Annotated in this window: 9 protein-coding genes; 5 read left to right on the top strand and 4 right to left on the bottom strand. The window is 60.9% G+C overall.

Annotated elements, in window-relative coordinates; genetic code table 11:
- Positions 1–136: 136 nt before the first annotated feature.
- The 4 genes from Mal15_RS30295 to Mal15_RS30280 all read right to left on the bottom strand — a co-directional run bounded on the left by Mal15_RS30295 (position 137) and on the right by Mal15_RS30280 (position 7,372).
- The gene (locus Mal15_RS30295) at positions 137–2,113 is read right to left on the bottom strand and encodes an ABC transporter ATP-binding protein (RefSeq protein ID WP_147871176.1); all 1,977 of its coding nucleotides are present in this window, start codon (positions 2,111–2,113) and stop codon (positions 137–139) included.
- Positions 2,114–2,265: 152 nt separating this feature from the next.
- Positions 2,266–3,228 (bottom strand): S1 family peptidase, encoded by a 963-nt coding sequence (locus Mal15_RS30290; protein ID WP_167547144.1) that lies wholly within the window; start codon positions 3,226–3,228, stop codon positions 2,266–2,268.
- A gap of 38 nt (positions 3,229–3,266) precedes the next feature.
- A complete protein-coding gene (locus tag Mal15_RS30285; protein ID WP_147871174.1) occupies positions 3,267–3,917 on the bottom strand; it encodes a hypothetical protein in 651 nt (216 codons plus the stop codon).
- An 11-nt stretch (positions 3,918–3,928) separates the two neighbouring features.
- A complete protein-coding gene (locus Mal15_RS30280) occupies positions 3,929–7,372 on the bottom strand; it encodes an archaeosortase/exosortase family protein (RefSeq protein WP_167547143.1) in 3,444 nt (1,147 codons plus the stop codon).
- A gap of 380 nt (positions 7,373–7,752) precedes the next feature.
- On the opposite strand from Mal15_RS30280, the gene Mal15_RS30275 reads away from it, so the two are divergent.
- The 5 genes from Mal15_RS30275 (at position 7,753) to Mal15_RS30255 (ending at position 12,930) form a co-directional block, all read left to right on the top strand.
- On the top strand, positions 7,753–8,163 hold the full coding sequence (locus tag Mal15_RS30275; RefSeq protein ID WP_147871172.1) for a hypothetical protein: 411 nt from the start codon (positions 7,753–7,755) through the stop codon (positions 8,161–8,163).
- Positions 8,164–8,247: 84 nt separating this feature from the next.
- A complete protein-coding gene (locus Mal15_RS30270; RefSeq protein WP_147871171.1) occupies positions 8,248–9,345 on the top strand; it encodes a polysaccharide biosynthesis/export family protein in 1,098 nt (365 codons plus the stop codon).
- A 15-nt stretch (positions 9,346–9,360) separates the two neighbouring features.
- A complete protein-coding gene (locus tag Mal15_RS30265) occupies positions 9,361–9,843 on the top strand; it encodes a hypothetical protein (RefSeq protein WP_147871170.1) in 483 nt (160 codons plus the stop codon).
- A gap of 74 nt (positions 9,844–9,917) precedes the next feature.
- Positions 9,918–11,318 carry an O-antigen ligase family protein gene (locus Mal15_RS30260; RefSeq protein ID WP_147871169.1) on the top strand — a complete coding sequence of 467 codons (1,401 nt, stop codon included), beginning with the start codon at positions 9,918–9,920 and terminating at the stop codon, positions 11,316–11,318.
- Positions 11,319–11,370: 52 nt separating this feature from the next.
- Positions 11,371–12,930, top strand: coding sequence for a lipopolysaccharide biosynthesis protein (locus Mal15_RS30255; RefSeq protein ID WP_147871168.1), 1,560 nt, complete (start codon positions 11,371–11,373; stop codon positions 12,928–12,930).
- Positions 12,931–12,942: the final 12 nt, after the last annotated feature.

Below are 12,942 nucleotides of genomic sequence, written 5' to 3'. Positions count from 1 at the left end.
GATTCGGGTCCGTCCATGTCTACGACGGATGAATTGCCTCCATTCGTCGCGGGATGATCAAGTTATGCAATCTGCTTTGACGCGGTCAAGGTGAATCCCCAACACCCCGATGGTGTCCAAAGGCTCGCCCGATGGACTACGCAACGGCACCGAGTCGAGGTTCCTGGTCGTCTCCCTGACGGTTGTTCTGCAACGCCTGGACGCCACGTTCCACCGAAATCTTTTGGTCCTCGAAACGCAGCACAATGTCGGCGATGTCCAGCATGCCGGGACGGTGCGTCACGAAAAACACCGTGCGATGCTGGCACTGGTCGCGAATGGTGTCAAAAATCAGACGCTCGCTCTCGACATCAATTTGGCTGGTCGCTTCGTCAAGAATCAGAATGTCGGGATCCCGAATCAATGCTCGGGCCAGCGCGATGCGCTGCCGCTGGCCACCGCTCAGCCGGTGCCCGTCCTGGCCGATCACGGTTTCATAACGCTGTGGAAGCTCGTTTTCGATGAACGACTCGGCATGGGCCGCCCGCGCCGCGGTGATGATCTGGTCCCGCGTCGCACCCTCCGACCCGTACCCGATGTTGTAATACAAATCCTCGTTGAACAATTCGGTGTTCTGTGTCACCAACGCGATCCGACCCCGCAGATCTTTCAGCTTCATCTGCCGGATGTCCGCATCGTCCAGGCAGATCCGGCCGCCCTGCGGATCGTAAAACCGACACAACAGGTTGATCATCGACGATTTTCCCGAACCGTTGGCGCCGACCACCGCCACGGTGCTGCCGTGGGGAATCTCCAGCGACACGTCGCTCAAAATCGGATTGCCTTGCTCGTATGCAAAATGCACGCCCTCAAGCTTCAAACTGCGGTGGGGACGGGCAGTCGTCACCGCGTCGTCCGCTTCGACGATTTGGCTGGTCTGGTCCAACATGGGATACAGCAAGTTGGCGGCAACCGCCCCCGTATTGATCCCGTCGATCACCGAGGCGAGCTTCCGCACCGGATCGCTGGCCCCGACCAACATCCCGAAAAAGATGATCATCGATGCCGGGCCCAAGGGCTGGCTGGTGATCTGGATCCCGAAAATGTCCGTCGCCCGGTTCATCACCAAATACGACCCCGCGACGATCGCCGTGCTCATCATGCCCAATGCTAGCAACTCGGTGAGGGGGCGATTGAGCGCGTTGAAACTGACGATCCGCATCGTGAATCGTTGCATGTCCAGGGTCGCCTTGTCGAAACGTTCTTGTTCGTGATCTTCGCGACAGTAGGCTTGGACGGTTTTGATATTGTTAAGCGATTCCAGCATGACGTGGTGCAGTCCCATCGCCCGTTCCAGCAAGTTTTGGCAAACCCGCTTGAGCGACCGACTGACCAGGTACAGCAAACCGAAGACGACGGGAACGACCAGCATGGTCAGCAGCAGCAAGCGGGGGCAAATCACGGCCGCGCCGAACAGACAGGAGGCGAGTTTCAGTGGTTCTCGCACCGCACCGCCATACACGCTGGTGATGCCATTTGACAGCATATTGGTCGTGTAGGTGATGTGGGCGACGAAGCCGCTGCTGGTGTGGCCGGCGAAACTGGCCGGGTCCAGCGTCAGGGCTTTGGAGAAGATCCTGGTTTGAATCCGCCGCGTGATCCGGGCGGCGATCAGCGCCACGATCGCGGTGTTGGCGAATTGAAAGACGTGTTTCAGTGCCGTGCAGAACAAGACGCCCAGCATCACATAAAGAACCGTTTGGAACGGATCTTGGGGCATGTAGCGGTCGATATAGGGTTGGATTTTCAGCGACGAATCCAGTCCGGCTTGCTCGGCATTCTTGCGCGACTGCAGCAATTCCAGTTCGATTTCCCGCTCGCTGCCCGGTTTGACGTTGGCGCGAAGATCGGCGATCTCGCGGTCGATTTTGGCGATTCGGACGTGGCTTTCGGCGATTTCGCCCTTGACCCAATCCTGCAGCGATTCACCGACCATCGTGACTTTGATGACCGGGAACAGCGCGCCGATATTCAGTCCCCAGATCGCACCGTTGCCGACGGCGCAGAGGGTCGCGACAAGCAACAGCGGCCAAAAACCCAGCGCATCGGCAAGTGCTCGACCAAAATTCTTCATCAGTGCTTCTTCTTGTTGTGCAATTGCAGCTTGGGACGGGGCGACACAGATATCGGGTATATCGTCCCCATCGATCGAATCAGCCGCACTTTTAGCGAAGATCACTCGATGACTTCAATCGGAATGTCAGCACAGAATGCCAGCAAAATGAACTAAATCCGGCGTGTCGCCGATCGCGAACTCATCAGCAGCCCGACGCCCAGCACCATCCACATCATCCAGGAGGACAATTCGGGGGCCACGGGATCGTTGCCGGCGGAAATGGTCGATGTGATCCAGGAGGCGTACGAGGAAACCTTGATCGAACCGGCCAAGTCTCCATAGTCGGCGTCGGTATTGCCGTCCACGCTGGCGATGAAGGAGTGGACGCCGGCCAGGACGTCGCCGCTGCCAAAGTCCATGAAGATCGCGCCCCCGCTGTCCCCCCCGGCGATCAGGTATTCCAGGTCCAGTTGTGTTGCCGACCCGAAAAAATTGTCGCCCGCCGATCCGCTGTCAAAGTCTTCGAACAAGATGTCGTCGCTGTAGCCCCCGACGACGCTGCCATCGACATCGACGACATTCTGCCCGGCGCGCTTGGTGCCTGCCGGAGCGGTGATGCCCGTCGCGCCGGTCCCGGTCACGCCATAGCCGACGTGCGTCGCGGTTTGTCCGACTTCCGAAGTGTTGGTATTGATCGTCGCCGGCGTCACGCTCAATTCACTCGTGGCGAGCCGCAACAGTGCGATGTCGGTCCCGGTGGTCAGGTCGCCCGTCCAGCCGGAATAGACGAATCGCTCGGCACCCACGTGGACTCCGCCCCCGCTGTCGGTCAGGTCGAACGTCCAGTCGCTGGCCGAAAAACCGTCGGCGTCCAAACAGTGCCCGGCCGTCAGAATCCAATCCTGGTCGATCAACGTGGCCGAGCAGATCATATTGCTCCACGTCAACGCACCCACGGCGGGATAGCTGGCCGCCAGACTGGTGTAACTGGAATCGGGGCGGTCGTGTCGGATCGTGCCGGCTGTCGCTGACGGCAAGGAGGCCGTTCCCAGCAACAGCAGACCGGCCCCGACCCGCAAACGGGTCAGCGCACGGCAGACCCCAGGCCACGGATCGCGGATTCGTCGTTTCATCGTCTCTTTCGAACGGTTCACCACGGACATCGGTTCGGTTACTTTTGGGTTGAAGGTGGGATCGCAGCGCGGGCCGATCGGAGTTGCGACGGTTGATGGGGCTTGTTGACAGTCAATTCAAGGACCTGTTGCAGCACCTGGCGGGCTTCGGTCGTCAGCCCCCCCGGATGCCGCATCGTGACCAACATTCGCTGCAACGTGCGGCTGCCGGCGAATTGAAAACGGGGTGAACGAGGCGCGCTCCAACGCGTCCCATCATGCCACCCGTAGGCGATCGTCAAAGCCGGTTGGTCCACGTCGCGTGGATGAAGGGTCTGGAACCGAAAGCTGTCCGACGTCTCGGGAAACTTCCAAACCACCGCATCGCTGTGCGAGCTGTATTCCTGGCGGGCATAGCATGTCTCCGGCAGGTGGCTCGCCAGCGGACCGGCGGCACCCGCGATCAAGGTCACCACCACCACCTGCCGGGTTTGCGGATGCTGATAGCCGACCCGCCAATGATCGCTCGCCCGCAGAATTGCTAACTCGCTGGCTTGCAACTCGCCGTGTTCGAGCAGCTGCCACGGGCCGAGCGTCTGTGCGGGCTCGAACGCGCAGCGCGGTGGCGTTTCGGTACGCCAGGTGGAGGTCGCCAGACAACTGAGCAGCGAAAGGACGCATCCGAGCACGGCGATGTTCGACCGAGTCAACGTGAACTCCATCAGTTTGCGCTCCGATCGGTGGGGGCCAGCGCCGTGATTTCCTTGGGCTGCGTAAATGCGTCCTGCAGCCGCGTCCACGCGTGCCGCTCGCTGTGATTGAGTTGGTCCAGGACGATCTCGCCCGACCGCGCCGCGTCGAACGACTCGTTGGCTTGATCGCGATCACCGACGGCCAAGTAGGCGGCGGCCAAATGCAAATGCGCGACGGGATCGCTCGTGTCGGACACCTCGACGGCGTGTTTTAATATCGACAACGCCTCGTCGGCACGACCCATCTGCACCAAGATCCAGCCTTTCGTGTCCAAGAATTCGGGTTGGGGGCCGGTCTGTTTCAGAACATGATCAATCAACTTCAGCGCCCGCGGCAGTTGTTGCGCCCGCGGCAGTTGTTGCGCCCGCGGCAGTTGTTGCGCCCGCGGCAGTTGTTGCGCCCGCGGATCATCGCGGGCTTGATCAGCCAACAGCATGGCCAGATTGTTGGCCGCGATCACGTTTTGCGTGTCGGCTGCGACGGCCCGGTCCAGCAATTCGATCGCGGCAGCAGGCTGTTGCCGGTGCGCGTACCAATCCACGATCGCCAACAGCAGTGTCGTGTCGTCGACCGCTCGCGGCTCTCCGCCGCGGACAATCGGTTCCAATTTCGCGATCAGACCGGGCGACAGCCCCGCGGCGCTGACGCCGACGACGGTTGCCGTGTGGGCTCGCAACGAGGCGTCGACCGTCCAGCGTGGATCGGCGACCAGGGCGACTGCTTCCTCGGCCCGGCCATGCCGCGCTAGCGCGATCGCCAGTGCCGCAACACCCTGAACATCGCTCTCGGCAGCACTGCGATAGTGCCCGATCGCTCGATCCGAATGTCCCACCATCTCCCAGGCTTGGGCAAGCAACTGGTCGGCAGGGGGAGCCGTCTGATCGCGGGGCTGTTGCCGTCGCCGGATCTCCTCGACCGCCCCGGTGGGACCGTAGCGGTCTTTTAACAAACTGACAAATTCCAACCACACCTCGCTGTCGTGTCCGACCGCGGCGACGGCGCTGCGATAACAATCTTCCGCGGCCGGCCGATTGCCGTCGCTGCGCCAGGCTCGCGCGGCAGCCGTCCATTGATCGGCCGCAACGTCGCTTTCGACGGCGCGGGATTCGAACACTCGGGCCGCGTCGCCGTATCGGCCCAAACGAACCAGACATCGGGCCTCAAGCGACTGAAGCGTCTGTAGCCTGCGGGCCGACTCCGCTGGCGATGACGCATGGATCGCGACCAGCGTTTGACACCGCTGGAGCGTTCGCAGCGCGTCTTCATACTGATTGGCGTGGACATCCAGGCGGGCCTGGACCAGCATCAACCGAATTCGCAGTGGGCGACTGACGGCGTGAAATGCATGGTTGTTTTCCGTCACCAGTTGCGCCACCAGATGGGCCGATTCCGCATGCCGTTTCGATTGCAGCAGCGCCTCAGCTAATTTCACGCCCAACTCCGTTGGACGATCGCCCGCCAGTCGCCATGCCCGCAGGTAGGCCGCGGTGGCTTGCGGCCACTGGTCACCACTGGCACACACGTCACCCAGGACCACGTATGCGGCGTGATCTTCGGGGCTCTGCTCGATCGCTTTCCAAAGAAACCGCTTCACGTCCTCGCGTCGGTTCTCCAACCCAGCTTCTCGCGCCGACGCCAGGTAGATTCGATAGGCCACGTGCGTTGGGCAATCACCGTCGATGCTCGAGCGGGCGCGTTCGATCGAAGGTCTGGCGGTTCCAAACAGATGCGCGTAGCGCCAAGCCTGGAAATGGGCCGGCGCCGAATCGATTTGACCGGCCGCTCGGGTGATGGCCGGAGCAAGTTCACGCGCCGCACGGCGGTCGATCGAGTCCTGGTGATCGCAGCAGTACTGGGCGATTGCCATGGCCAACCGGTCACGCCACTCGGTCGCCGGTCCCAGCTGCTGAATCGATCGATTAAATCGCTGGACCGACGTTGCCGAATCGTCGGCGGCGGCAAAACGCAATTCGGCTTCCAAACACAGGCGTTGTGCGGCGACGTTGGTTTGGCCGAGCGCGGTAAGACGAGCCGCACTTCGAAGTGCCGGTTTTGCCAGATCAAAATCCAACGCCAATTCCAAATGCGATTCCAACGCCGCGACATGGCTGGGGGACTGCTTCAAAACCGCATCCAATTGGTCAAAGACCCGCATGCGATCGTCCGATGATGTCGCATCCTGAAGTAAAACCCAGGCGTAGCGATAGCGCTGCTCGACCCGCGCGGGTTGCAGCGTCAGGAGTTGACGGTAGCAGGACGCAGCTTGTTTCCAATCGGCATCGGATTCATGGCTCCGCGCTGCCGACAGCGTTTGGCGAACAATCCGAGTGCGCTGAGCCGCGTGGTGGCCGATCGTCGCAAGCGTCATCACGGCTAGAGCAACGGGAACTGCCGCCAATCGCAATCCTACCTTGCCCCATTGCCGCCACTCGATTTGCGCGTCGGTTCGACCATCTTTCGAATCCCGAAAGGACGTAATGGTACGCAACAAATCACGGACGTTCGCGATCCAGGCCCGCAGTGCGAGGAACAGCATGGCGCAAAACGGCAGGACCAACCAATCAACGATGTCGTGGGTCCAACTGGTCGCTGCGTCATCTTGATAACGGTCCGCAACCCATGCGATGGTTGCGATCCGCGCCGCGTTGGCGAAGACTGCCACCGGAATCACCGACAGCATCACGATGACAAATTCCACCGCCTCGCGTCCGGCCGGTTGCCGGCCGACTCGCGCGGTCCCCGGCCCCCGGCGGTTCAACACCGTGATGACGTAGCCCAAGGCCGCCACCGCCACCGTCATTCGCATCCCGCTGCAATCCTTCGTGATCCCCACACCACCGCCGGCCATCGTGACGGTGTAGCCGTCGGTGATTGCAAACGTCTGCGTCAGTCCCAGCAGAAAACAGCCGCCCCACGCCGACGCCGATTGCAAGCATTGATTTGCCAGCATTTCAAGCTGAAACGGCAGCGGGATCATGAAGGCCAAGAAGCCGACCCCCGGCAGGCTCCAACGCAGCATCGGACGACCGGCCAGCAATCCGATCATGCCGCACAGCTGCAGCGGGATGGTCCAACGCTCCAGTGCGGGCAGATAAAAGTATCCGCCTAGCCACAGCAGGCCGTGAGCGGCTACAAGCAACGCGAGTCCGGGGACCCACGGTTTCTGGACGTTGGGGATGGACGACCGTCGCATCCACAACAGCCAGATGGCGATCGGCAGGACGACCGACCCGTGCGAATAGCTTGCGTTCAATTGCCATTGCCCAAGCAAATCGCCAATGACATGACGGTAGCTGCACAATGCCAATGCGACCCAGACCAGAACCAGCACCCAACGAGCGGTCTCGCCGGGCGATTTCGTTCGCCAGACGCGATGGAAGCGCGCTCCGATAGCCAACAACTGCGAGTGCACGAGAGGGTTCTGTGGGTCAATGGAATGGACACAGCGGTTACTTGTCGATCGGTGCGACCGTCGGCAGCGGACCATCGAATTGTGTCAGGGCCGCCCAGGTGGAGGTTTCGTTAGGACTGGATTGTTGGGACGAACCCGAACAAGCGTGTAGGTCCGAGCGGCCGCGTCGCTTTCGACGACCGATTCTCCAGGTGCGATTGCCCTTCCGGGCCGTCGTCCGTGGGACTCTCCTCGACGACCTGGAAAAGCCGTGGTTCAACGACGTTTGTCTTGAGGCGATCTCGGAACAATCCGGAGTTTTTTTCAGAACGGAGGAAAGATGTGCCGGTTAAGCAGACGATACGGTGGGTAAGCCTGGAACACCCAGTGGAAAACCCGCAATGATGAAACAACTTCGCAAGACCGCCGCCCGATCGATCGCCTTGGTGTGTGTCGGCCTGACCGTGCTGTCGTCGGCTTCAGAAAGCCACGCCCAAGCGCCGGGCGGCCGACTGGGCGGAGGATCGGCGGGTGCGACCAATTCGCCGTACCAACAGCGACTCTCGCCCTACCTGGACCTGCTCCGCAGCGACAACAGCATCCTCAGTCCGTATCACTCGTTCGTGCAGCCGCGGCAACAGTTTCGCCAGAACCAGACCCGGCAGTTCCAACAACTGCAAAAGCTCCAGCGCGCCTTCGAGCGATCCGCGACAGGCGCGTCAGCCCCATCGGAACGGACACAGACCGGACGTGGCGGGACGTTCAACAACTACTTGCACTACTATCAATTTAATTCCGCCTCTCGTCGTTGATCGATCGCAAGTGCCAGCAACACGAACGCGACTGCCGATCGGCAGGCTGCCCACATCCTCCCCCCATCCACAGCAATCAACAACGTGAACTACGCCGTCCGACCTCTGCAACGCTTCGCACTCGCGGTGCTATCGGTGTGCGCGCTGGCAAGCACCGGGTGTCAGCTGATGCACGTTGCTGGCGACCCGATCGGATTGTCGTCGATGGTGGAAACGAACTGCGATTCCGAGGGCGCGGTCGCCTTCGTGCCACGCGAGCTGGACAAAGTGACGGTGCCGATGTATCGCATCGAACCGCCGGACATCCTGACGATCGACGTCCAACAAAACGTGTCGCAAGAACAACATGCGCTGCAACCCGGTGACTTGGTCACGATCAGCGTCAGCGGGACGTTCCCCGGCGAACCGATCGACGGCGAATACCAGGTCGACCTGGGTGGCGTGATTCAACTGGGATTCAGTTATGGGGCGGTCGAGGTCGCCGGACTCGGGGTCGACCAGGCGACGCGTCACATCGAAGCCCACTTGAAGACCCAGCTGCAACAACCCGGCGTCTCGATGTCGCTGATCGGCGTGGCGGGGATCCAGCCGATCGCCGGAGAACACTTGGTGGGTCCCGACGGCACGGTGACGCTCGGCCAATACGGTTCGGTCCGACTGGCCGGATTGACGTTGGACGAGGCCCGTCATGCGATCGCCGCACAAATGGCGACCGAATTCAGCGATCCCAAAGTCTCGGTGTCCGTCTATGCCTACAACAGCAAGGCCGTTTATGTGGTCACGCAAGGCGGCGGCATGGGGGACGAATTGGTCCGTCTGCCGTACACCGGCAATGAGACCGTGATCGACGCGCTGAGCCAGATCAACGGCACCAGCTACGTCTCGTCCAGCCGGATGTGGGTCGCCCGACCGAATCGCGAGCAGGGCACCAGCGTGATGCTGCCGATCGATTGGGAGGGGATCACGCAAATGGCTGATGTCACCACGAATTACCAACTCCTGCCCGGCGACCGCATCTTCATCGCGCACAACAAGTTGGTCGCCATCGATTCGGCGATCGCGAAGTTCACGTCGCCGCTGGAGCGGATTTTGGGCTTCACTTTACTGGGCACCGGGACGGCCTCGCGGTTGTCCGGCAAAGTGCTTGACAAGACCAGCGGAGGCGTCGGGTTCGGCCAATAGCCCGGCACAAGACAGATGCAGCATCGCCTCACATCAACGACACACAAAACAACGGCGATCGCCGCGATCGCCGCGATCGGCCGGCTCGTCCTGGCCGGCGTCCTGTTGACGCTGGCCGGTTGCCAGTCAGGGCGGCTTCGCCAAAAAGCCGGGGTCGTCACGCCCGCGGCCTACGATTCGATCGTCAACAACGCCGGGTATCGCGAAACCAATTGGACCGCCCTGGATCCTTGTGACCCGTGGCAATCGCCGCCGCACTACGAGCAGGTCGAAGAAGAATGGTATCTGAACGAAAGTGGCCAAGTGTTCCCCGGCCCGATCGAACAGACCAGCCACGAAGTCCCCGTCGAGATGGCGAACATTGACCTGGGGTCCGTCGCCCCGGAAATCGAAGCCGCCTCATCGGCACCGGCCGAACCGGGCAAGTGGTACGAAATCGAATCCGAGTCCGGCGACGAAGACCAACTCGAACAAGTCGAAATCGAGTATCTGCGTTAGCAACGTGGGATAGGCTTCCAGCCTGTCAATTCATCAATCGAAAATCCACGCCTGGCAAGGAAGCAACAAGCGAGATGGCAACGGCGGTTTTCAACACCACCGATCACGGCACAGTGCCCCGCATCGACACCGACGTCGATGACCGCCACGGCTGGGGGTTTGCGCTGTTGCTGGCCACCACGGCGACGTTGTTTGTGCGTCCGGCCGACTTGATTCCTGCCCTGGACAAATGGCCGATCTATCAATTCTTGATCGTGGCCTGCATGATCGTGTCGGCGCGGGCCTGTCTGAACCAGCTCAGCCACGCCAAGTTGATCGAACGCCCGATCACCGCATCGCTGTTGGCCTTGCTGCTGGCGGTTGCCATGTCGCATCTTTCGCACGGCTTTCTCTGGGCGGCCAGGATGTCGACCTATGAAGTCGGCAAGTTGATCGCGCTCTATGCCTTGATCACCGGCCTGGTCAACACTCCATCACGCTTGGCGTTTTTTGTCCGCTGGTTGACGATCACCATCACGACCATGGCGACGCTGGTCCTGCTGGATAGTTTTGGAATCATCTCCATCGCCGCACTCGAATCGATCGAAGACCGGGGCGTGATTCAGGACGGAATGGCCGAGCGTGTCGAGCGGATTCGTGGAACGGGGATCTTTCAAGACCCCAATGACTTGGGGCTGATCCTGGTCACCGGACTCGTGTTCTGTGCCTCCTTCTTCACCAAACCCGAAAGGGGATGGGTCCGCTATGGCTGGCTGATCCCTGCCGCGGTGCTGCTGGCCGCACTCGCGATGACCCATTCGCGCGGTGCACTGCTGTCATTGATTTGTGCCATTTCCACCGGGCTGTGCTACTTTCGCGGAGGCAAATTCGGCGCGTTGGCACTTCCCGTCCTCTCATTGATGGCCCTCGCATTCTCCAGTCGGATGTCGGACTTTAGCGCCGTCAATCAAGGGACCGGACAGGATCGAATTCAAATTTGGTCGGACAGCATGGGCGTCTGGCGACAATACCCGCTGTTCGGATTGGGCGAAGGATTGATCGTCGATGAAATCGGCGTCGTCACGCACAACTCGTTCCTGCACTGTTTTGCTGAATTGGGCTTCTTCGGCGGCACCGCGTTCGTCGCCTGCTTTTTAGCCGCCGGGATCGGTCTCTGGTCTTGGCGCCGCCGGCGATCGAGTCGGATCGCCGGCCCGAGGTCGACCGACGAACACGCCCGGTTGTGCGGATTCCTGTTTGCCGCCTTGATGGGTTGCGTCGCCGCCATGCTGACGATCTCGCGACAGTTCGTCGCGCCGACGTACTTGATTCTGGGGCTCGTTGCCGCCGCGACGAATATGCCGTTGGACGCAACATCCCACGGTGGTGCCGTCGGCATGCGAATCGGCAACCGGTTCATCATGCTTTCGCTGCTGGCCGGTGCGGCATCGTTGTTGGTGTTTTACGTGATCATTCGCCTGTTGGTCCGCTGGTAAAAGCTGTCCGCTGGTGATTCTGTGCAGGGTGAATAATCAATCATTGACTTCTATGGTTAGTTTCCGCGTCCTTTCCCGCAACATCTTGAGCAATTGGATGGCGTACGTCGTCCAAGTGGCGATCACGTTTTTCCTGACGCCTTTCGTGCTGCACCAGATCGGTGACGCACGCTACGGCGTATGGACGATCGTGATCAGCATCACCGGTTACTATGGGGTGCTGGACTTGGGATTGCGAGCCGGGATGACGCAGTACATCACGCGGTATTTTTCCAAGGGCGATTTTGAACGCATGAATCGCGCCGCCAGCAGCGGGTTTACGTTGCACTTGGGTTGCGCCGCTTGTGCGCTGGTGGTCACGCTGGCGACGGCCGTGGTCGCGCCGCTCTGTTTTTCGTTTCCGCCCGAGGTCCAGGCGGAATCGGTTTGGTGCGTTTTGATTCTGGGGTGTTCGACCGCGATCCAGTTGCTGTTGTTTCCCTTTTCGGTCGCCTTGACCGCGCGGCAGCGTTTCGACCTGATCACCGCCGCCAGTCTGTTCAGCCGGATCGTGTCGGCCACCGCCACGGTGCTGTTGTTGCTTTCCGGATACGGACTGATCGGTGTCTGTGCGGCCGGTGCGGCGGGAAATCTGCTCGATTACGCACTTCGTTGGGCGATCGGAAGGAGAGTCCTTCCCGAACTGGCGATCTCGTTGCGTCTGGCCAGCTGGGACAGTTGCCGCGAATGCATGACGTTCGGTTTTTGGAGCGCGCTGTTGGCGGTCAGCCATCTGGTCATCAGCTTTTCCGACGCACTGGTGATCGGGCTTTTCATGCCGGTCTCGGCGATCGCCTACTTTGCCCTGGCCAACAACCTGATGAAGTACTTTGCGAACATCTTTGTTCCCGTCAGCCAGGTCTTCTACCCGGCGGCGACGGACTTGGACGCGCACGATGACTTGCGCGGTCTGCAAGCGATGTACCTGAAGGGAACCCGGATGTTGTCGCTGGTCGCAATCAGCGCGGCGTTGATCACCGGTCTGTGGGCCAGCGACTTTTACCGTTTATGGGTCGGCGATCGATACGTCCACACCGACTCGTACCACTCGGTCGCACTGCTGTTTCAGATTCTGCTGGTCGGAGCGTTGTTCACCGCAGGCACCGGGATCGGATCCAAGATCCTGCTGGGCCGGCGCAGATTCAAAGGGTTGACCTGGTTGATGCTGGTCGAGGGGGCGTTGAATCTGTTGATCAGTGTCGCGTTGATCCGGCCGTTGGGGCTGTTGGGTGTGGCGATCGGAACGACGTTGCCGGCCGTCCTGTGCCGCGGCATCGCGCACCCGATCATCGTCTGCGGCAACCTGCAACTCCGCTTCAAAGACTACAGCCGGCAAATTCTCTGGCCGGCCGTCATCGTCGCCGGCGTGCTGACGCCGATGGTGGCGGCGGTCCACCACGTCACGGCAAAAAGCAACTGGACCGAAATGGTGTTCGGGGGAATCCTGGCCACGGCGATCGCCGCGGTCATGATCGGTGGATTTGGCCTCAATACGTCCGATCGACAGCGCTACCTTTTCCCGACCCTCCGACGGATCGCCAGAATCCGCGGCGTCTTGGAGGCGAAACCTTGAACCCGTTTTCCC

This window comes from Stieleria maiorica (assembly GCF_008035925.1).
Taxonomy (GTDB): domain Bacteria; phylum Planctomycetota; class Planctomycetia; order Pirellulales; family Pirellulaceae; genus Stieleria; species Stieleria maiorica.
Note: the sequence above shows the minus strand (reverse complement) of the source record. Positions and strands in the feature narration are given on the sequence as shown.

Bases quoted from the DNA above. Each gene is read 5' to 3' on its own strand.
- Mal15_RS30255 (WP_147871168.1), top strand. From the start codon at position 11,371: ATGGTTAGTTTCCGCGTCCTTTCCCGCAACATCTTGAGCAATTGGATG.
- Mal15_RS30275 (WP_147871172.1), top strand. From the start codon at position 7,753: ATGATGAAACAACTTCGCAAGACCGCCGCCCGATCGATCGCCTTGGTG.
- Mal15_RS30295 (WP_147871176.1), bottom strand. From the start codon at position 2,113: ATGAAGAATTTTGGTCGAGCACTTGCCGATGCGCTGGGTTTTTGGCCG.
- Mal15_RS30265 (WP_147871170.1), top strand. From the start codon at position 9,361: ATGCAGCATCGCCTCACATCAACGACACACAAAACAACGGCGATCGCC.
- Mal15_RS30290 (WP_167547144.1), bottom strand. From the start codon at position 3,228: ATGAAACGACGAATCCGCGATCCGTGGCCTGGGGTCTGCCGTGCGCTG.
- Mal15_RS30260 (WP_147871169.1), top strand. From the start codon at position 9,918: ATGGCAACGGCGGTTTTCAACACCACCGATCACGGCACAGTGCCCCGC.